Source organism: Kitasatospora sp. NPDC058243 (genome assembly GCF_042882025.1).
In the GTDB taxonomy this organism is placed as follows: Bacteria; Actinomycetota; Actinomycetes; order Streptomycetales; family Streptomycetaceae; genus Kitasatospora.
The window spans coordinates 175,902-196,470 of the sequence record NZ_JBHVWW010000003.1; the positions used below are offsets into that span (position 1 = coordinate 175,902).

The window sequence follows — 20,569 nt, forward strand, 5'->3', positions numbered from 1 at the left end:
TGTTGGGACGATCTGGCTCCGCGGCCAGCCGGACTTAATCGGCCTCTCGTTCACGGGGAGCATGGGATAATCGGCGCGCGGCGCCGACGTCCACGTGGTGCGGTTGCTGTGCGATTCCCGCGGCTCGTTCGCGGATCCGCCCTCTCACAGAAGTGGTCCTTCGTTCTATGGCTACGGTCACCTCCATCGCCGACGCGCTGCAGCAGCGCCTTGCTCAGGCGATCTCCACTGCGTTCCCCGACGCCGCGGAAGGCGACCCCCAGCTCCGACGAAGCGACCGCGCCGACTTCCAGGCCAACGGCATCATGAGCCTCGCCAAGCCCCTACGGGCCAACCCCCGCGAGGTGGCCGCCCGTGTCCTCGAACACCTGGCTGCAGACGACGTCATCGCGAACCTGGAGATCTCCGGCCCAGGCTTCATCAACGTCACCGTCACCGACACCGCGATCCTGGAGCGCTTGGCCGCCCGTGCTGTGGATACCCGGCTGGGTGTCCACAGCACCGCCGAGCCCGGCGTCACGGTGATCGACTACAGCCAACCGAACATCGCCAAGGAAATGCACGTCGGCCACCTCCGATCCACGATCATCGGCGACGCGCTCGTCCGCACCCTGGAGTTCGCCGGCGAGAAGGTCATTCGGCGCAACCACCTCGGCGACTGGGGTACCCAGTTCGGCATGCTCATCCAGTACCTCATCGAGCATCCCGACGAGCTCGGCGACGACACCGAGGGCACCGACACTGGCCCGTCGATGTCCCGCCTCAACCGCCTCTACAAGGCATCACGCGCCAAGTTCGACAGCGATACCGACTTCGCCGACCGCTCCCGCCGGCGCGTCGTCGAGTTGCAGGCCGGCGACGCCGACACCGTCACGTCCTGGCAAGGCATGGTCGACGAGTCGAAGATCTACTTCGAAGCCGTCTACGCCCGCCTCGGCGTCCTCCTCGAAGACACCGACGCCGTCGGCGAGAGCTACTACAACCCCATGCTCGCTGACGTGTGCGCTGACCTCGAAGCGTCCGGCGTCGCCGTCCGCTCCGACGGCGCCCTGTGCGTCTTCTTCGATGACATCAAGGGGCCCGACGGCGAACCGACCCCGCTGATCGTCCAGAAGAGCGACGGAGGGTACGGCTACGCCACCACCGACCTCGCTGCCATCCGTGACCGCGTCGGCATGCTCGGAGCCAACCAGCTCCTCTACATCGTTGACGCCCGCCAGGCTCTCCACTTCCAGATGGTCTTCGAAACTGCGCGTCGCGCCGGCTGGCTGCCCGAGGACGTCCGTGCTCTGCACCTCGGCTTCGGCACCGTCCTCGGCAAGGACGGCAAGCCGTTCAAGACCCGCTCCGGTGAGACCGTCCGCCTCATGGACCTCCTGGACGAAGCCGTCGGTCGAGCCCGCATCGTCGTCTCGGAGAAGAGCCCTCAACTCGCCGCCGAGGAACTCGAAGACCGAGCCAAGCAGGTCGGCATCGGCGCGGTCAAGTACGCCGACCTGTCGACCTCACGCACCCGCGACTACGTCTTCGACGCCGATCGCATGGTCTCCCTCAACGGCGACACCGGCACCTACCTCCAGTACGCCTACGCCCGCATCCAGTCCATCCTGCGCAAGGCCCCCGCAGGCGTCCTTCCGGCCGCCCACCAGGACCTCGCCCTGGAGCCCGCCGAGCGCGCGCTCGGTCTCCTCCTCGACGAGTTCGGCGCCACCATCAACCAGGTGACTGGAACGTTCGAGCCCCACCGCCTCTGCGCCTACCTGCACAACCTTGCGTCCGCGTACGCTGCCTTCTACGAGCACTGTCCCGTCCTCAAGGCTTCGACCAGGGAGATCACGGAGACTCGGCTGCTGCTCTGCCAGCTCACGGGCCAGACCCTCCGTCAAGGCATGGACCTTCTCGGCATCGGAGCTCCCGAGCAGCTGTAGAACCGATCCGCTGACGATGGAAAGGTGGCCCGGGACAGCCGGTCCCGGGCCAGCCTGCTGGCGGCCTCGCCCAAGCCCTGATAGCAGCACCACCCTGCCGGCCCGGGCGCCGCGTCAACGAGGACGGTCTTCGGATCGCGATCTGGAGGCTGTCGAGTACCTTGCTGGCCGGATACAGAGAGGCATCTGAGTCTGCCGCAGGGGGCTCGTCAGGTCGTCTTCTGGCCTCCTTGGCCAAGCCTGGGCAACCTGAAAGGGCTCACGGATGGTCGCCTACACCGGGCCTGGCAGTGTGGAGATACTCAATGGCATCGGTCGCTGTCGGCCGGGCGTCCTTCAGGGGTTCCCACCTGCCCAGCACCTCGGCTGTGGCGCGTGCCAGGTCCGCCGGGAAGCCGGCTTCGTCCAGGGCGGCGGCGATCTCAAGCATCTCCGCGTCCCACCGCCAGGCTCGGCGCGCGACGCTCCCGAGGTACTCGCGATCGGCGAGCAGCGGACCAGCCATCTTCCGTCCCTCTTCGACCAGTTGATCTGTGACTCCGTGTTCATCGGCGAGGCCGTGGGCGAGGCCGACAAGAGTACGAGCGGACTTCTGGTAACTCGCGAATGCCATCTTCAACGCGGATGCGGCGCCGATCGGCCGGTCGAGCAGGCGTGGGTCTACCTTCGTCTCGGTGAACAGCTTGACGACCTGCGCACCTGGGCCCGGCTCCCCGGAGAGATAGAGACGGGCGCCGATCGATCCACCAGGCGGTGGGCCGATGATGGATCCGTCGAGCGGTGTCCCCCCGGCCTCCGCGATAACGGAGGCGATCTCGGACGCTCGGCTCGGGCTGATCGCGTTCGCATCGACGTAGATGCCGCGGAACGCGCGGGCGGCGACGGCGCGGGCCACCTCATCGGCGTAGGCCGGTGGGCAGATGGACAGGGCGACGTCGCTCGTCCCCAGGGCCAGTCCCAGGTCGGGTACGGCCTCCAGGCCTGCGGCTGACGCACGATCGCGGGTAGCGGTGCTTCGTCCAGCGTCGACCCAAAGTACGCGGTGCCCGCGTAGGACTGCCTGTGCCGCCACGGCAGCACCCATCTCTCCTGGGTGGAGAATCGTAATCGTGGTCATTGGGCGCCTCCCGAGGGCAGTTGGCGCGCGTTCCGACGATGGTGCGCGATCCCGTCTTGCATCGTCAGTCCCAGCGGCGACGAGCCCGCCGGCGCTGCTGCGAGTTGCCGAGCAAACTGATCCAGTCGCCTGTTCACTGCTTCCGTCGGTCTGCGCGAAGCTACGGCCAGGACCGCCTCGACTTGGTCGGCGGCGCCCTCGACTTCACCGGACCCGAGTTCAGCCAGGGCCAGATCCATCCGTGCCAGCGAGAGCTCGCCGAGTCGCTGCCGCTCGACCGGTTCGGACTGGTACAGCGCGACCGACTCTTCAGCATCAGCTGCAGCCCGCTCAAGGTGGCTCGCACCCCCCAGCCACAGATGGGCGGTGCTGGAGTAGAAGGCCTGCTTCGCCGGCGGGAAGGCCATCATGCCGCCCGGCAGGTCCTCACTGCTGTCGCCCTGCTGGCGATATTCCTCTGCGGTGCGGAGCGCGTCCAGCGCCTCGTGCTCTCGGCCCAGGCGGGCGTAGGCCCTGGCCGCGATACTAGCCAACCTGATGTGCGCGGTGCCGTGCTCAGGCATGTACTGCTGACCGTCCTGGGCCAGATGTACGGCATCCTGCAGCCGGTCGTCCCAGTAAGCAACCATCGCCTGGGTGCCACGGATCCACGAGCGCAGTCCGTTGTGTGCCGCTTGCTCGCCGCAGAGGAAGGCGGTGCGGGCCTGAGTCTCGGCCGACCGGTAGTCACCCAGGTCGAACGAGGCGTTCGCGAGGACCCCGCACAGTACCCCGGCGGCCAGGTACAGGTCGCGCGTGTAAGCCGGGGGTTGGCGGCCCTCCAGCAGTTCGAACGTTCGATCGCGCAGGGCGCGGACCTCGTTGAAGAGCGCGATGACGGGTCGATTGGGGTAAGTGGTGACGATTCGCCGAATGTCGGCGTCGAGCTGTTCGAGAGTGTGAGGTCCTACGTTGCTCTGTTCCGCATAGCTGGCGAAGCGGGCTGATTCGTTCGCGGCTGTCATCAGCATGTCCTGGTGATGGGCGTCCGAGCCGGTGCTCGGCTTCATCCATTGTCCCTCGGATCCACCTTCACCAATCCGATGACCCGTTCCTGCTATCGGGATGACGGCAAACAAGTCGTCGATCCTTCGCTGAAAGAGGTGTTCCAGCACCCGAGCCGTGAGCGGGCGCGGCTTGCCCAGCCGTTCTCCCTCTCGGACGCCCTCCATCCAGCGGCTGAACTGCCGGTCGCCGATGGTGACCTTCGTCAGCGCCGGGTTCCTCTCGATCTGGGCGAGCTCCTCCCCGGCGGCTTCAAGCCGCCGGAGGAAGACGCGGTACTCGGCCATACCTCTTTGGCGCACCAGCATCTGAAAGAGCGTCTGCGATTCGATCTCCATGGCAGCTCCGCAGCAGGCAGGTGGATGGTCCGGATTGGTCGTGCCAGATTCAACGATGGCCGATCGCCCCGGGCTGCGGCAGCGGGATCCGACAAATGTCGAGGCAATGTCGGCTCATGTCGCCCTGTGTCATGACGATGTCACTAGCCGTTCCTGCCTCACTTGAGCCACGCTTCTCTCGCCGCCTAGACCGTGCTTCTCTCCTCGGCAGTCAGCTGCCCCCGCGACTCGGTCTGGCTGACGCCCCTCCCCGCCTCCGCTCTCGGTGGCGTCGTTGAAGGAGAGCGGCATCGACGGACCACGAGGGGGAATAGGTCATGCCATCAGCGCCCGCAGCTGGTGCCGGTCAGCTCGTGCAACACCCTGCCGGCCACGACAGCGACCTGCGAGCGGCGGTCGAGGAACTGCGGCACGGTCGGTGGTATTCAACGCGGGCGCTTCTCGCCCACTCCTGGGGCGACCCCGGATTGTGGGCGCAGCGAACCCAGGTTCTGGGGGCGGTAGCCGGCCACAACGACGTCCTCCGTCACTGGGGTAACGAGGATCCCGGCGCGTTCGGCCTGACCACGCTGCATACCCGCGTTGCCGTCGACCGGGCCCTGCTGGCCGGCCAGCGGCAGCGCGGCTCGCGGGAAGCCGTGGCGCTCGAAGGGGCCGCCCGACAGTGGTGCTGGCTGGCAGCTTCGGTGCTTGGGGGTGATCCCGTGCCGTGGCTCGGGCTGCTCACTCTCGCGCAGCTGGACGGTGGCCAGGCGCGGCCCGAGCATCGTGTCCCGGCTCCGGACCAGATGCTTCCGCCCGGGCCGTGGGGGCTGTTCGACCAGGCCCGCCGGATCGACCCGTGGGGCCGGGAAGCGTTCCACCGCATGCTCCGCTTCTGGCTGGCCCTCGGTGAGAGCGGCCCGGCCACGGAGTTCCTGGCTGCCTACCTGCCCAGTGCACCGGAGGGCTCCGCTCTCCATGCCCTGCCGCTGTACCTGTACGTCGACCGCTACCGCCGCGCCGAGCGCAAGGACGCGGTCCAGCTGCAGTGGACGGACGAGGGGACGGTCCGCGACACGGTGTTGTCTGTCTTCGCGCACTGGCGGGCCGCGCTCGGGCGGGGGGTTCGGTGGCCGGTGGCGGACGAGAGCCATCTCGCCCACGCGCTCTGGGCGAGCCGTCAACACCGGGAGGCCGCCGAAGTCTTCGCCGCGATGGCCCCATTCATCTCCATGCAGCCCTGGCAGAGCCTGGCGGACCGACCGGGCGACCTGCTGCGGAAGGCGTTGGCCCAGTCCTACGCCGTCGCCGGCTGACGATCGTCGGCCACTGTCCGCCCGGCACCGCGCCGGGTTCGATCCCCGTCTTCTCCCCGGAGGTTTCGCATGTCCTGGCCCCAGTCCACCGCGTCCGCGCCCGAGGACGACCATCTTCGGTCGCTCGGCTACGAGCCGGAACTCCTGCGCCGTATGGGTCCGTTCGGGAACTTCGCCGTCAGCTTCTCGGTGATCAGCGTGCTCAGCGGCTGCATGACGCTGTTCGGGTTCGGGCTGCTGACGGGTGGTCCGGCCGTGATGATGTGGGGCTGGGTCGCCGTGGGTCTGGCCGTGCTGCTGGTCGGTGCGTCGCTCGCCGAGGTCACCAGCGCTTACCCCACGTCCGGCGGCCTCTACTACATGGCCCAGTGGCTCGGCGGCCCACGGTGGGGCTGGATGACCGGCTGGTTGAACCTCCTGGGGCTGCTGGGCGGGATCGCCGGCATCGACTACGGCGCCGCCAGCTTCATTGCCGCGTTCGCCGGGCTGCAGTGGGGAGTTGATCCGACTCCGGGCCTGATCCTGGCCATCTTCGCGGGTGTCCTGGTGCTGCACGCCCTGCTGAACGTCTTCGGGGTCCGCGTCGTGAGCCTGCTCAACTCCGTCTCGGTGTGGTGGCACCTGCTCGGCGTCGCCCTGATCGTCGGCGTACTCGCCGTCGTCCCCTCCCACCACCAGTCCCTCTCCTGGGTATTCACGCACTTCGAGAACGGCACCGGCTGGGCCAGCCCCGTCTACGTTTCGGCGATTGGCCTGCTGCTGGCCGGCTACACCTTCTGCGGCTACGACGCGAGCGCGCACCTGTCGGAAGAGACCAAGGACGCCAGGATCGCGGCGCCGCGCGGCATCGTCCGCTCGATCTGGGTCTCCCTGCTGGCGGGCTTCGTCCTGCTGGCCGGCCTGCTGTTCGCCGTCCAGGACTACTCCGGCACGGTCGGCGCCGCGGTGCCGCCCGCCCAGATCTTCCTGGACGCGGTCGGGACGACCGGCGCGAAGCTGCTGCTGCTCGTCGTCATCGGCGCCCAGCTGTTCTGCGGCAGCGCGGAGACCACGGCGGCCTCCCGGATGATCTATGCCTTCTCACGGGACGGTGCGCTGCCAGGATCGGCGATGTGGCGCCGGGTCTCGGCCAACGGCGTCCCGGTCCCCGCGGTGTGGGTGGCGGTTTCGGTGGCGTTCGTCCTGGCCGTCCCGTCGCTCTGGTCCGCCACCGCGTACGGCGCGGTGACGGCGGTGAACGTGATCGGCATGACGCCCAGCTACATCATCCCGGTGTTCCTTCGGCTGCGGCAGGGCGACCGGTTCGTCCCGGGTCCGTGGAGCCTGGGCCGGTGGAGCAGGCCGATCGGGGTCGCCGCGGTGGTGTGGGTGGTGATGCTGACCATGCTGGTGTGCTTGCCGCAGCGCTTCCCGGTGACGATCGACACGTTCAACTACGCGCCGGTCACCCTGGTTGCGGTCCTCGCCCTGGCGTGGGTGTGGTGGCGGATGGCCGGCGACAAGTTCTCCGTCCCGGTGGTGGACGACCCGCACCTGGCCCAGGTCGAGGCGCTGATCGTATGAAGGCGACGATGCGGGCCGCCCGCCTCCGCGCGGCCAAGCCCCCGACTCCGTCGGCAGTCTCGCCGACCGGGCCGCTGGAGCAGCTGGTGGCCGCCTTCGGTGTCGACACCGTGCTGCTGGCGACGGTCGATGCTCAGGGCCGCCTCAAGGGCAAGGAGTACTACGCGAGGACGATGGTGGAGCAGCTGCGGTCGGGGGCGCTCTCCACGGAGATGTGCGGGTACGTACTGGGAACTGACCTGGCCATGACTCCGGCGAGCAGCGGGCCGTTCTCCTGGGCGAGTGGCTTCGGTGACATCGGTCTGCTGCCTGACACGAAGCGGGCCCGGCTGCTGCCGTGGCTGCCGGGCACCGCGCTGCTGCTCGCCGAGCCGGTCGGCGGCGGGTGGTCCCACCCACTGGGTCCGGGCACGGTGTTGAACGAGCAGCTGCACCGGCTCGCCGGGCTCGGCATGGTGCCGGCGGTGGGGATCGAGACGGAGTTCGTGCTGTACGAGGGCACCCCCCGGGATGCGGCGGCGGCAGGCTGGCGGGGGCTTCGCCCCGTTGTCTGGGACAACCGCGACTACGCCCTGAACCAGCCGCCGGTGGCGCGGGAGTTCGGCCGTCGGCTTCGGGAGGTCCTCGCGGGCGCAGACCTCCCGGTCGAGGCCGTTAAGGGCGAGGGCGGTGCCGGCCAGATCGAGGTCACCTTCCCGTACGGGGAGGCGCTGGCCGCGTGCGAGCAGCACGTGCTGTTCAAGCACGCCGCGAAGACGATCGCGGACGACGCCGGTCTGACGGCGTCGTTCATGGCGGCCCCTTCGACCGGGGTCGGCAGCGGCTTGCACCTGCATGTGTCGCTGGCCGACTTCGACGCCCGGACGGTGTTGGCCGCCGACCCGGCCGACGGGACCGAACTGTCGGAGCTGGGCGAGCAGGCGGTGGCCGGGCTGCTGACGGTGCTGCCCGAGGTCGCTCCGTTGTGGGCGCCGTACGTGAACAGCTACAAGCGCCTCGGCAACCACTCCTTCGCTCCGGCCCGGCTGGCCTGGGGCCGGGACAACCGGACGTGCGCGGTGCGGGTGGTCGGCCACGGCCCCAGCCTGCGGCTGGAGGTCCGCCTGCCAGGCGCGGACGCCAACCCGATGCTCGCCCTGGCGGCGGTGCTCGCCGGAATCCGGCACGGCATCGAGGCCGGCCTCAAGCCCCCGCCTGCCATCAGCGGCGACGCCTACGAACACCCTGACGCGCCGCTGGTGCCGCAGTCCCTGGCCGAGGCGCTCCATGCTTTCGAGACCAGCGAACTGGCCGGGGACCTCCTCGGCGAGCTGGTCGTCGCGCATCTGGCTCGCGTTGCCCGGATGGACCTGGATCACCACGCCGCTCGCGTCACCGACGCCGAGCTGGAGCGCGGTCTCACCCAGGCATGAGCCCTGGGCCGGTCGCGGCGCTAACCCCCCGGGCCCGCGGCCGGCCCGGTCCAATCCCCACCCCTCACCCTCATCTGCTGGAGGACTCCTTGGAGAGCATGGACGTTGTTTCCGTCCAACCCCGCGCGAACGGCAGGAGGAAGCCGACGCCCGGCCCGCCTGACGTGCTGGCCAAGGCGCACCTGGTCGATGTCGCCGCCCCTGGCATGGAGGGCCTGGCGCTGTGGCTGGCCTCCCGCGGCCTGGACATCACCGGAAGCATCGACCCCGCCGACCTCGACGGCGTTGCTGCCGCCCGGCTGCGCGAGGCCGGGGTGAGTGTGGTGGCCGGATTCGACGCCCGCAACATCCAGGAGGACCGGACCTGTGCGGTGTGGTCGGGGGTGGTAGCCGCTCCGCACCCCGAACTCGACCGAGTCCAGGAGCGGCGACTGCCGGTGCTCGCCTGCGAGCACGCGCTCGCCTTGGCGACTGCGGGGTTCAGGGGTCAGTTGGTGGCCGTCGGCGGCAGCTACGGCACCGCGACGGCGGCAGCGGCGCTCGCCGCCGCGCTGAACGACGGGCACACCGGCTGGATCCTCAACGCCCCCTCCCGGAACGGCGCACCGGGGCACGGCGGCGACCGGCGGCTGGTGGTGGACCTGTGTCCGGACACCACCACCCACGAGGCCGCTCCCATCAGGCCCTGGAGCCACCGCCCCAGCACCGCGATCCCGTACCGGCGTCCCCAACCCTCGGTGACGCTGATCACCAGCGTCTCCAGGAACGAGCCGCACTTCGAGGACACCGTCGAGGCCCTGAATGCCGCCACCGGCCTCGCCCACCGCACCGGCACCGTGGTACTGCCGCTGTGGGACAAGGGCGCCAAGATCCTGCGCGAGAGGCTCACCGACCGGCCCGGCCCCACCGTGGTGACCGTCGGCGTCACCGAGGACGCCGATGTGTGGGTTCTTACGCCCCAGTACCTCGGCAGCGAGTACCTCCTCACCCTCAGATACCAGGGTGTGCAGCACCAGTTCACCGTCCCGGTCGTCGGCCGCCACCATGCTCTGGCGGTCTGCGCGGCCATCGCCACCGCCCTCGTCGCAGGCGAGGATCCGCAGGCCGTGGCGGAGCGCGTTGGCACCTTCCGCGGCGCCACGCGCTCGCCGGCCGTGCTCGGCACGGAGTACGGCATCACCGTGGTGACCTCGGGTGCCCTGCACCCGCGCGAAATTTGTCAGGACGTCACGGCCGCCCGGATGCTCACCGAGGAGAACGTGGTCGTCGTCCTGGAGCCGGACGGCATCGCCCGCACCACCGCCCACGCCGACGAACTGGGCGCCGCCCTCGCAGATGCCGATCTCGCACTACTTCTGCCGGTCAGCACCCCGCTGGCCGAGTACCACGGGCCCGACCCGCTGGACGCCGTCGAGCGGGCCGCCGTTCGAGCCCTCGGCGACGGTGCGGTCCATCGCATCCGCTCCGGTCCGAGCGTCCCCGGCCCGGAGCAGCGGGTCTTCGAGATGACGGCCGAGGGCGACCTCGTCCTGGTCATCGGGACCGGCCGCCAGGCCGAGCGGCTCGGAGGCCGTCTGCTGGACCGCCTCAGGCCCGCTGAGGCCCTGGGCGCCGACCGCCCGTGAACCGCCCGCCGACCACCGGAGACACCATCATGGCCACCGCCCTGCCCGTCCACACCCTGACCGTGCAGCAGGTCCGTTTGCTGCGACACATCGCCACCGAGTCCACTATCCGTACGATCACGGCCGACCCCGAACTCCCCTGGAAGCACGCCGAGGTCGACGCCGCCGTGAAGGAACTGCTGACGGTCAGCGGCACCCGCACCGCGTCCCAGCTCGTCGCGTGGGGCACCGCGCACCGCATCATCACCAACACCTCGCAGCCCTGCGCCGCGCTCACCACCCCGGTCTGCCTCCCCCCTCGCTTGTACCAGGTCCTCGTGGGCTGGGTCGGCGGGCGCACCAGCGCGGAAATCACGGTCGACTTCGATGTCACGACCGCTACGTTGCGCGGCTACGGCCGGGACCTGCGTGCCAGGCTGGGTGTGCAATCCCAGGTGCAGGCGAGCATCGCCGCCGTCCTGGCCGGCCTGGTCTACCTCAGCGACATCGACCCGTCCTGGCCCGACGAACCGCTGCGCCGCACCATGCCCCGCAGGCAGGCCGCGTGAACACCCACCACACCGGCGGCAGGGCCGCGATCGGGGTCGTCTGTTTCCTTCTCGGACTCCAGGTCGGGGCCGCCGTCCTCTACCTCGTCCAGCACCGGGCCGACGGCTCCCAGCCGCTCTACCTGGCGATCTTCTCCCTCACCGCCTTCAACACCCTGGTCGTCGCCGACCGCCTGCTCACCTCGCGTTCTACGCCGAAGCGCGGGACCGGCTCCTCCCAGCAGGACCAGACCCAGCCGACCGACTGAACACCCGCTCCACCCCATGGCGGCCGTTTCGGGCCAGGGCCGCACCCCGACAACCCAGACAGAAGATGAGCATCTTACGACCTGCCGACGGAATCTCGGCCCGCGACCTGGACCGACACCTGATCAACCGCGAAGGCCTCCTCGTTGACGCCAGCGCCCTCGTCCAGCTGACCGCCGACCGCTTGTCCGGCGCCGACCCGTTCCTCCTGGCCGCAGGCGCCCCCGCGGTGGCCACCGTTCCTGCCCCGCTGCTGCGGCTGCTGATGCGCGCTGGCTCCATGGCCATCCCCTGCGCGCTGATCACCGAACGCCTCGGCCGCCACGTGACCGCCATGCTCGCCGCCCAGCGCGTCACCAACGTGTGGTCCGCCGCCGTGGGCGCGCTCGAACACCGCGAGCAGGGAACCAACCCGTACGTGGCTGCGGCGCGCGCCCTCGGGCTTCCAGTCGAGAGCTGCTTGGCCGTCGCGACCAGTCCGACACTGCGCGAGGCCCGGGCCAGCAGGGCGCGCCGTGTACTGGTCAGCCACACCGGATCCCTCCGTGTAGCCGCCAAGAACACCGATGGACTCAGCCAGCACGAGCACGACGTCGCTCTGCAGCTCGCCCTCGGCCACACCTATGACGGCGTCGCCGAGCAGCTCGGCTGCTCCACCAGCAGCGCCTCCAACGCCATGTCGAAGGTGATGCGCCGCCGAGGCTTCGGCGACCGCACCCGTGCCATCGCCGACCTCATCCTCTCGAAACTGCTCGACACCGCCGAGCTTCGCGCGGCGCTGCCCGACAAGCTCCCGGAACTCGCCCCGAGCGACCACCAGGTGCTCACCCTGCTGGCCACCCACGATGTGCACACCGTCGCACAGATGACCGACATCAACCCGAACAACGTCGGCGGAGTCATCACCCAGGCCACCAGCGCCATCGGGGCCAAGACCCGTACCCACGCCGTCGTCATGGTCCTCCTGCTCAGCATCCCCAGCCCGGTAGCTGACTCCGGCGGTGCCCGATGAAGCTGGTCGAGTACCCGCAGCACTACACCCTCGACGGCAACCCGACGCTGTACCTGGACCGTTCGGGCACCGGCCGCCCGGGCTGGCAGCGCGACGCCGTCGCCCTGCTGGACAAGGCCGGCTTCACCGGCACCGTCCTCAACCCTCAGCCCATCTCCGGGACTGGAGCACCATTCGGCTGGCAGGAGCACAACCTGCGACGCGTCAGCGCCGTCCTCCTCTGGTGCCCGCACGGTGCTCAGCACGTCCGCGACGTCCGACAGCGGTTCCTCCACCGTTCGCGCACCGCGCTGGTCGTCGGCTGCGACTTGAACGACCGCATCCAGCGGTTCGTTCGTGCCGAGCTGCTGGGAGCGATGCCCCGGCTGGCCGTTGCCACCGACCTCGCCGCCACCGTTCGTGCGGCCCTCGACCACCTCAGCGCCCCGGCCGACACCCAGAGCTGATCCCCACCGACCCACCCGTCAGGAACATCATGCCCACCCTCGTCCTCCCTGGCCGCCCGCGCTCTCTCATCGAGGACCACGGCTTCATCGGCAGCACCGCCACCGGCGCCCTCGTCCGCAACGACGGCACGATCGATTGGGCGTGTCTGCCCCGGTTCGATTCCTCCGCCGTCTTCGCGTCCCTGCTCGGCGCCGAGGAGCACGGCTTCTGGCGCTTGGGCCCCACCGTCACCGGTGTGCCCGCGGTGGCCGACCGGCGCCGCTACCGCGACGGCACCATGTCGCTGGAGCACGAGTGGGACACCCCCACCGGCAGCGTGAGGGTCACCGACTTCATGCCCCTGGGCACCAGGGCACCCCAGATCATTCGGAGCGTCGAGGGCCTGAGCGGCACCGTGGCGATGACCTCGGCACTCCGGGCCCGCCCCGGCTACGGCGTGGACACCCCGCTGTTCACGCGCACCGAGCGAGGCGGCACCGCCCGCCTGTGCGCCACCGTGCACCCTGACTCCTACTGGCTCGACGGCGAGTTCCACACCGTCGCGGCCAGCGGTGCCCGCGCCGACTTCACCATCGGCGCCGGCGAGCGAATCGCCCTCACTCTCACCTGGTCCCCCTCCTCCCACCCGGCACCCGACCTGCGCAGCCCCCAGTCGGAGCTCGCCCGCACCGAGGCGGCCTGGCGCGACTGGACCTCCCGCTGCACCTACCAGGGCCCCTACCAAGAGGCGGTCGTCCGATCCGCCCTCGTCCTCAAGTCCTTGTGCCACCCGGGCGGCGGGATCGTCGCCGCCCCCACCACCTCCCTGCCCGAGGACATCGGCGGCGAACGCAACTGGGACTACCGGTACGTATGGCTGCGGGACTCCGCCCTGACCGTCACCACCCTCGCCCGCCTCGGCCACACCGAGGAGGCCGGGGCCTGGCGCGACTGGCTCCTCGGCGCCCTGGGCCGCGGCGCCCGCCGGTTGCAGATCATGTACGGCCTCGGCGGCGAACAGGAACTGAACGAACGCGAGTTGGACCACCTACCCGGCTACGAGAACTCCCGGCCCGTGCGGGTCGGCAACGGCGCCGCCGACCAGCTCCAGCTCGATGTCCCTGGCGAGGTCGCCGACGCCCTGCTCGCCGCCGAGGACGCCGGCCTTCATCCCTCCCGCGACGCCGACGCGATGCTGCGCGCCCTCGCCCGCTGGACAGAAGACCGATGGGCCGAGCCGGACGAGGGCATCTGGGAGGTCCGCGGCCCGCGCCGGCACTTCGTCCACTCCAAGGTGATGGCCTGGGCAGCGATCGACCGCACCATCACCCTGCTGCGCCGACGCGCCTCCACCACCGCCGACGAACTCGCCCACTGGGAGCAGTTGCGCGACCGAATCCACGCCGACGTCTGCGAGAAGGGCTACGACCCGGAGCGCAACACCTTCACCCAGTACTACGGCGGCAAGGAGCTGGACGCCTCGCTGCTGCTGATCCCCCAGGTCGGCTTCCTGCCCCCGGACGACAAGCGCGTCATCGGCACCATCGAGGCGATCCAGCGCGAACTGTCCACCGAGGACGGCTTCGTGCTGCGCTACCCGACCCACGACGAGTCCGGCAACAACGTGGACGGCCTCTCCGGCCACGAGGGCGCCTTCCTGGCCTGCTCGTTCTGGCTCGCCGACGACCTCGCCATGATCGGCCGCCTCCAGGAGGCCCGCGAGCTGTTCGACCGGCTGCTGGCGCTGCGCAACGACCTGGGCCTGCTCGCCGAGGAGTGGGACCCGCGGCTCAAGCGCCAGGTCGGCAACTTCCCCCAGGCCTTCAGCCACGTCCCGCTGATCGACACCGCGCTGCGGCTGACCGCCTGCGGCGCCGCGCACCTGCCGGCCCAGCGTGCCCAGCCCGCCGGGGCACTCCCCGAGCGGCAGCAGGGCACGCTCACGGTCGCGGGTGTCCGGCAGGGGTGCGGCTGATGACCGTCCCCGTGCCGTCCGCGTCCAACCGCATCACCGGCAGCCGGAGCGGCCCCGTCGTCCAGGCCGGCCACGTCCGCGACGTCCACTTCCACCCCTCCGCGCCGCCGCGACCGGTTCCCCGGCAACTCGCCGCGGTCACCCGGGTGTTCACCGACCGCGAGCGTGACGAGGCCGCCCTGGACGGGCTGCTCACCCCTCCTCCAGGCCGCCCAGTACGACGTCGGCGAGCGCCTGCCACGCCAGACGAACCACGCCCCCACCACTGCCTGACCACGCACCGCAGAACCAGACCCGTCCAACCTGCCCAGACCAGAACGGAGTTCATCGTGCGGACCGAACCGGCCAGCACCCCGCGCACAGCCCTGGTGAGCGGCTCCACCGTCCGGATCTGCCCGTTCACCGTGACGACTACGACCTCGACATGTGCGGGGAGATCTTCTTCCAGGACACCGACTTCCTCATGCTCTACGGCCGCAGGTACGACGGCATCGAAGACCCGGACGGCGATGTGAGCCGGCAGCTCGGCGTCGGCGACTTGCGTGCGGCTGTCTGGTTCGAGCCGTTCCAGAACGTGGATCCCCGCGACCCGCGGCGAGGCTCCGGCGCCGAGAACAAGAATCGAAAGTATGCGCGATCTATTCGGCTTTGTCAGTGGCTCCTTCTAGGGTGGCGGCGCCAACCGGATTCGAGCCGGATATGGCATTGAAGCCGTCCGACTCAGGGTAGGAACGCGTGGGCCTCGACGATGTGACCCGTCTCATCGAGCCGACGTCCGGACGCGGACCGGAGCCGGCGCAACCGAAGCCGGCCAAGTCCGGGCCACCTGATCGCACCGACGACGGAGGCAAGGTGGACAGCATCCCCCAGGCCCACCAGGTGCTGGCCCAGTGGCAGCAAGTGACAGGCCACTCGCTGCGCGTGGAGCGTCAACGGGAGTTCCTCGCTCGCCCTGTTGTCGGGGAACTGGCGGCCGTCCCGTCTGCCGTCCGGTTGGCTGCAGCACAGCAATTGTGGGCAACCGGTGGCCGGTTGCTGCTGGAGGACTGGCTGCTGGACTGCCGCTGCCCCGGCACTTCCTCGCTCGTACCCACCTGGCAGGACGGAGGTGAGCTCGGAGTTGACACTGTGCTGATCTTGCGCGAGCTCATCACGGCGGCCATCGACGAGGTTCCGGGCTGGCGGGACCGAGGGATCCTGGTCCGCCGCCTCGGCCTGCAGGACCAGCCCGCCCAGACCCTGGAGCAGGTGGCCACGGTCTTCGACGTGTCGCGGGGAAGGATTAGCCAAGCGCAGAACCGGGCGCTCGGCCGCATGTCCCGAGCCGCGGCTCCCGCGACCCGGCGCCTGCGTGCGCTCCTGGCCGACCTTGCCGGCCTTGCTGCGGCTGAAGGCGAACCGACCACGCCCGAACGGCTGTTGGGTATGGGCGAGGCTCTCCTGCCGTCCCTGGCGCCGAGGTATGCCGCGGCGCTGGTCGCGCGGCTGGCAGGTGTTCCGCGGGCTCGCGCGGAGAACTTGGCAGCCGAGGCCATGACGGTGCGCGTGGCGCGGCTGGCCGAGGCGCGTCGCGAGGTGGCACGGCAGGGGCGGACCGAACGAGCCGCCCTTCGCTGGTCCCGCATCGCCGGTGATGTCCAATGGCCCGAGCACCCGGGGGAAGCACCCCGGCGTGAGGACTTGCAGGCGCTGAGGGACATGAACGACGACCGGGCGGGAGCATGGTTCTGCCGCAAGCTGGAGCGAGAGGTGTTGTACGAATCCGACTCCGAGTTGCACGTGATTCAACTCCTCAGCTTCGCCCCGCAAGTCGCGTTCTACCAAGAACAGCCACTTGCGATCGGCTACGAGTTCGACGGCCGCCGGCGGACCTACTTCCCGGACCTGCTCGCGGTGACAACCGACGGACGCTGCATCTTGATCGAGGTCAAGCCGCTCTACGAGGCGGCCACGGCGATCAACGTCGCCAAGTACGACGCGCTGGCAGCCCTGTGCCGGAACCGCGGGTGGGGCTGGTTGGTCACGGACGGGAACCGCAGCCGCACCCTTCTGGAGACCAGGCCGGTCAGCCCGCAGCTGGCTGAGCTTCTCGGCTCCGCCCTGGCACAGCAAGGCGAACTGACCTGGCCGCAGATCTGCGCTGCAACACCAGGCCTGACGTTCGACTGGGCCGATCTCGCTGCTCTGGTGCTTCGGAACGGCTGGGACTGGAGGCACAGGCCGTACCGGCTTCGGGCACCTCGTACCGGAACGGTTGGCGGTGGGTGGGTGGGCGCGGCGGAGGCCGAAGTGCCGTCAGCAATGCCGTCGGCGGAGATGCCGGCGGTCCAGGATTCCCTGCTGGGCGACGACGCCCTGGAACCCGTTCGGCCGCCGGTGATCCCGACACTGGAGGAAATCGAGGCCGCACGCACCCCTGCGGGAGGGTGGACGCGTCGGCAGCTTGCCGCCTGGGGCGTCTCCTGGCCGCCGACCAAGGGATGGAAGCAGAACCTCGTCAACCAGTCGAAGCGGGCACAGCCTTAGGGCCACGAGGAGCTCAGGACCTTCTCCATCTGGCCGAGCTCCGGTACGGGCAGCAGCGCTTCCGACCACTCGTTCCCTGCAGGAGTCGTAGGAATGCGCCCACCCCAAGAGCCGGAAGCCTGCTGGTAGGGGCGGATCCGCGCGCCAAGTTAGACAGCCGGGCCGGACGGCCGTCGATCAGACCTGGCGGCCGTCCGGCCTCCGGCCGTTGCCTACCGGTGTGGGTATAGCTCTGTCGAGAAGATCCATCGGCCGAGCGCGCCTCGGTGCTCTACCTGGGAGTCCGCACGTTCCTCCGTTCGCGGGGGTGCTGTGGTCTCTGGCCGGTGGACCGTGCCAACCCGCTTCGCGGGGGTCCACCGGCCGCCATCGTTTCCGGGGTCAGCGCCGGATGGTCGGATGGCTGGCCGGTTGAACCGGCGGGGGCCGGATCACCGGTGCCGGTGTCGGTGCCAGGGTTGCCCTGGTGGTCGCGCTGGTCGCGGTGGCTGCACGAGCCCGCGGTGCCGGCTGGTCAACGGTGAGGTCCGAGAGCATCGAGCGCAACGGCCCGTTGTTGCCGTTGAAGATGGCGATGGACGCGAGCGTGTTGCGGTCGGGATTGAGCCGGGTCCAGTCGATCGGGTGCCCGGCCTCGGCCGCGAGCTCCCCCAGAAAGGCCCTCTGCGTCCGCCCGTTGCCCTCCCGGAACGGGTGCAGCGCATTCACGTCGCCGTACAGGTCGGCCAGGCCGGTGAGGAAGAGACCTCTGCAATCTTCGAAGTTGGTGCAGCCTCAGCCCCGAGCTGCATCTTCCTGGGGTGATGGGGGTTCCTCCGCAGGCGCTGCGAGTTGGTTGTGCAGGAGTTCTTCAAGCTCGCTGATGGTTGCGTACTTGTCGGCGAGGTGCTTGGCCATCTGTTCAATCGCGATGACGTCTCCGCGCTCGACCGTCCTTAGAACGGTGATGAGAGACCTGAGGTGGGACGGCACGCCGTCGTCGGGGCGGACCCCGTACCACTGCTCGGCCACCAGTTCTGCAACGCGTCGTTGCGGGAGCCCAAGCGCGGCGGCGATACCGGGGAAGTACTTGGGTGCTGGTGGTGTGTCCATCAGGTAGTTGGCCATGTTGTTCCACCATGCCGATGACCTGCTGCCCTCTTTGCCGCCCACGCTCCAGGTCGTGGCCTCCATGCGGCTGTAAGTCATGCCGTCTTCGTGGCGCGACCGCACGGCTTCGCTGAACACATCGTTGTCTGTCACGAAGCCATCGTTCAGTCAGATCAGTCACTTGTCTATCTATATAGCGAATCTAACTGGCGCGACCGGGAGGATGCCTGAACGGGACTGCTGCGGCTGTCGCCGCTGGCCGCCTGCGGCGGCGGTAGCGGTCGCGCCTTTGGCGCGGCGCCCTTTTCTGGTCCGGGCGCCCCGCTGCGCGGTTCCCCGTCCCCCCTTCGCGGCCCAGTATCCGGAGCCGGCCGCCCGCTTCAAGGGCGCTCCCGTTGGTCGCGTGGCTGCGCCACCGGCCTTCGGCCGGCCCTTGACCCGGACGGCCTCTTTGCCCCGGACCCCAGGCAGCTGTCGGGGGGACGGGGGAGGTGTGGCCGTCGATCTGACGATTCGTCAGCTGTCCGACCGGCGTGCCGAACTGCGCCCCTCAGGCTTGACTAGAAACCCCTAATGAGGTAATATTGTTCTTGTTGGGAGGGGATGGCACCCCCGACCAACAGACAGAGACCATGCACCTGTTGGAGGATTCGTGACCACCGCATTCGCCCCCGCTGAGCTGCTGACCGACGAGGTTGCCTCGCCGGAGCTGGACGAGCTGACCGCCGCTCTCGCTGCCGCGCCGAGCGACAGCCCCGACGGCCAGGCCGAGGGCTCGGCGAAGGTGCTTCTCGAAGACGTTGATCCGAAGGAGCTGACCTTCACCCGCAACGTCCGAAAGGCGGAGCTGACCGCCGACTTCGTCGCTTCCATCGCGGAGAACGGCCTCTATCAGCCGATCATCGCCACCCCCCACGAGGACGGGATTGCGATCATCCTCGGCAACCGCCGGGCCAAGGGTGCGATCGAGGCTGGCCGGCTCGTTGACGTCATCGTTCGCAACGACCTCACCGCCGAAGAGGCGCGCATCATCGCGCAGCTGATCGAGAACATGCACCGGGAGGACATGAAGCAGAGCGAGATCGGCGACGCCTACGCGCAACTCTCCATCGAGCTCGGTCTCGACGCCGATCAGATCGCCACCCGGGTCGCCCAGGACCCGAAGAAGGTCCGCGCGTCGATCGCACTCGCCGGAATGCCGAAGACGGCCCGCGCTGCCGTCGACAAGGGCGCGCTCACCTTCGAGGATGCCGAGGCTCTGGCCGAGTTCGAAGGCGACCCGAAGGCGTACAAGCGACTCCTTGCCAAGGTTGAGACTGGGCAGGGTCTGAACTGGGCGATCAAGGACGAGCGGCGAAAGGCGGAGCGCGCCGCACTGCGAGCGGAGACCGCGCAGGCGCTCGCTGCGGCCAACGTCCGGATGGTCGGCGAGCCGCAAGGGTTCAACTGGGGGGTGTCGCGCGAGTTGGACGTCAACCGTCTCGCCGATGCTGACGGCGTGGTCCTGACGCCCGAAACCCACGCTGCTTGCGCCGGACACGCAGCGTTCTTCAACGAGCACCAGGCCGAGGGCATCAAAGCAACTTTCATCTGCCGAAACCCCCACGAGTACGGGCACCACGTCTCCGGCTCCTACAACTTCCTCAGCGCCGAGGAGACGGCCGCCAAGGCGGCAGCGGAGCAGGCAGCCCGTGAGCGCCGGGAGGCCCTGGCCATCTCCCAGGAGGTGCGGGCGGAGTACATCCAGGAGCTCTGCCGCTCCAAGAAGGTGCCCAAGGGGATGACCAAGAAGGTCCTGCGGCTGCTCTACACGCTGGGGGCGGACGAGACCAGTCCCGAGGTGCTGGTCTACCTCAACGCGCCCGGTGACGACGACCGGACCGACCGATTCGAGCGCTTCACCCGCCGGATGGCTGAGGCGCGTCTCCCGCTGGTGCTGTTGGCCGCCGTTGCGGTTCGGGCGGAGCGTGCAGTCCGGCAGTCCATCTCCGGCTACAGCGGCACGTGGGCCGCGTTGGAGTGGTTCGACTTCCTCGCGGCCTACGGCTACGAACTGACCGATCCTGAGATCGAGTTGGTGGCCGCCCTCCGGGCGAAGATCGCCGAGGCCGAAACGCGAGCCGCCGCGAAGGCGGCGGCGGAGGAAGCCCGACAGGCTGACGCGGACGAGTACGACGAGTACGAGGAGGAGCAGGAGGAGCAGGAGGACGCCGAGGAGGAGTCGGGCGGGCCGGAGCTGGCCGCCGAGGAGGACCAGGCGGACGCCGAGAGCGAGCAGGAGACCGGCGACGAGCTGAACCGACACCTGGCGGTCGTCGCGAGCATCCTTTCGGACAACTTGGAGAAGGACTGGGAAGCGCTCTACCCGGAGATCAACGAGCCCATTGCCGCCTAGGACCGAGGGAATGGGATTCCCCGCCTG

The 20,569-nt window shown here is 69.5% G+C and carries 18 protein-coding genes; 13 read left to right on the forward strand and 5 right to left on the reverse strand.

Going from position 1 to position 20,569, the window contains the following annotated elements; genetic code table 11:
* Positions 1-167 precede the first annotated feature (167 nt).
* Positions 168-1,928, forward strand: coding sequence for an arginine--tRNA ligase (gene argS, locus ACFVX9_RS03855; RefSeq protein WP_387980229.1), 1,761 nt, complete (start codon positions 168-170; stop codon positions 1,926-1,928).
* Between the two features lie 259 nt (positions 1,929-2,187).
* On the opposite strand, the gene ACFVX9_RS03860 is transcribed toward argS, so the two are convergent.
* The 3 genes from ACFVX9_RS03860 to ACFVX9_RS03870 all read right to left on the reverse strand — a co-directional run bounded on the left by ACFVX9_RS03860 (position 2,188) and on the right by ACFVX9_RS03870 (position 5,194).
* Positions 2,188-3,045 (reverse strand): DUF1932 domain-containing protein, encoded by an 858-nt coding sequence (locus ACFVX9_RS03860; RefSeq protein WP_387980231.1) that lies wholly within the window; start codon positions 3,043-3,045, stop codon positions 2,188-2,190.
* Positions 3,042-4,427, reverse strand: a complete 1,386-nt coding sequence (locus tag ACFVX9_RS03865) for a hypothetical protein (RefSeq protein WP_387980233.1) — start codon at positions 4,425-4,427, stop codon at positions 3,042-3,044. The genes ACFVX9_RS03860 and ACFVX9_RS03865 overlap by 4 nt, the downstream gene beginning before the upstream one ends.
* A 425-nt stretch (positions 4,428-4,852) precedes the next feature.
* Positions 4,853-5,194 (reverse strand): hypothetical protein, encoded by a 342-nt coding sequence (locus ACFVX9_RS03870; protein ID WP_387980235.1) that lies wholly within the window; start codon positions 5,192-5,194, stop codon positions 4,853-4,855.
* Between the two features lie 21 nt (positions 5,195-5,215).
* On the opposite strand from ACFVX9_RS03870, the gene ACFVX9_RS03875 reads away from it, so the two are divergent.
* The 11 genes from ACFVX9_RS03875 to ACFVX9_RS03925 all read left to right on the forward strand — a co-directional run bounded on the left by ACFVX9_RS03875 (position 5,216) and on the right by ACFVX9_RS03925 (position 17,058).
* Positions 5,216-5,725 (forward strand): hypothetical protein, encoded by a 510-nt coding sequence (locus ACFVX9_RS03875; protein WP_387980237.1) that lies wholly within the window; start codon positions 5,216-5,218, stop codon positions 5,723-5,725.
* Positions 5,726-5,794: 69 nt separating this feature from the next.
* Entirely contained in the window at positions 5,795-7,288 is a 1,494-nt protein-coding gene (locus ACFVX9_RS03880) for an amino acid permease (RefSeq protein WP_387980239.1), read from the forward strand.
* Positions 7,285-8,700, forward strand: coding sequence for a glutamine synthetase family protein (locus ACFVX9_RS03885; protein WP_387980241.1), 1,416 nt, complete (start codon positions 7,285-7,287; stop codon positions 8,698-8,700). Before ACFVX9_RS03880 ends, ACFVX9_RS03885 begins: the two co-directional genes overlap by 4 nt.
* 98 nt (positions 8,701-8,798) lie before the next feature.
* Positions 8,799-10,325 (forward strand): Mur ligase domain-containing protein, encoded by a 1,527-nt coding sequence (locus ACFVX9_RS03890; protein WP_387980243.1) that lies wholly within the window; start codon positions 8,799-8,801, stop codon positions 10,323-10,325.
* A gap of 29 nt (positions 10,326-10,354) precedes the next feature.
* Positions 10,355-10,873, forward strand: a complete 519-nt coding sequence (locus ACFVX9_RS03895; protein WP_387980245.1) for a hypothetical protein — start codon at positions 10,355-10,357, stop codon at positions 10,871-10,873.
* On the forward strand, positions 10,870-11,121 hold the full coding sequence (locus tag ACFVX9_RS03900; RefSeq protein ID WP_387980247.1) for a hypothetical protein: 252 nt from the start codon (positions 10,870-10,872) through the stop codon (positions 11,119-11,121). Before ACFVX9_RS03895 ends, ACFVX9_RS03900 begins: the two co-directional genes overlap by 4 nt.
* Before the next feature lie 65 nt (positions 11,122-11,186).
* Positions 11,187-12,131, forward strand: coding sequence for a hypothetical protein (locus ACFVX9_RS03905; protein WP_387980249.1), 945 nt, complete (start codon positions 11,187-11,189; stop codon positions 12,129-12,131).
* Positions 12,128-12,577, forward strand: a complete 450-nt coding sequence (locus ACFVX9_RS03910) for a hypothetical protein (protein ID WP_387980251.1) — start codon at positions 12,128-12,130, stop codon at positions 12,575-12,577. Before ACFVX9_RS03905 ends, ACFVX9_RS03910 begins: the two co-directional genes overlap by 4 nt.
* A gap of 29 nt (positions 12,578-12,606) precedes the next feature.
* The gene (locus ACFVX9_RS03915) at positions 12,607-14,532 is read left to right on the forward strand and encodes a glycoside hydrolase family 15 protein (protein ID WP_387980253.1); all 1,926 of its coding nucleotides are present in this window, start codon (positions 12,607-12,609) and stop codon (positions 14,530-14,532) included.
* A gap of 424 nt (positions 14,533-14,956) precedes the next feature.
* On the forward strand, positions 14,957-15,241 hold the full coding sequence (locus tag ACFVX9_RS03920; RefSeq protein ID WP_387980255.1) for a hypothetical protein: 285 nt from the start codon (positions 14,957-14,959) through the stop codon (positions 15,239-15,241).
* Positions 15,242-15,267: 26 nt separating this feature from the next.
* Positions 15,268-17,058 (forward strand): TnsA endonuclease N-terminal domain-containing protein, encoded by a 1,791-nt coding sequence (locus ACFVX9_RS03925; protein ID WP_387980257.1) that lies wholly within the window; start codon positions 15,268-15,270, stop codon positions 17,056-17,058.
* A 381-nt stretch (positions 17,059-17,439) separates the two neighbouring features.
* On the opposite strand, the gene ACFVX9_RS03930 is transcribed toward ACFVX9_RS03925, so the two are convergent.
* Positions 17,440-17,787 (reverse strand): Fic family protein, encoded by a 348-nt coding sequence (locus tag ACFVX9_RS03930; RefSeq protein ID WP_387980332.1) that lies wholly within the window; start codon positions 17,785-17,787, stop codon positions 17,440-17,442.
* Positions 17,788-17,832: 45 nt separating this feature from the next.
* Positions 17,833-18,300, reverse strand: coding sequence for a hypothetical protein (locus ACFVX9_RS03935; protein WP_387980259.1), 468 nt, complete (start codon positions 18,298-18,300; stop codon positions 17,833-17,835).
* Between the two features lie 499 nt (positions 18,301-18,799).
* On the opposite strand from ACFVX9_RS03935, the gene ACFVX9_RS03940 reads away from it, so the two are divergent.
* Complete coding sequence (locus ACFVX9_RS03940; protein WP_387980261.1) at positions 18,800-20,542, forward strand: ParB/RepB/Spo0J family partition protein; 1,743 nt, start codon at positions 18,800-18,802, stop codon at positions 20,540-20,542.
* The last annotated feature ends 27 nt before the right edge of the window (positions 20,543-20,569 follow it).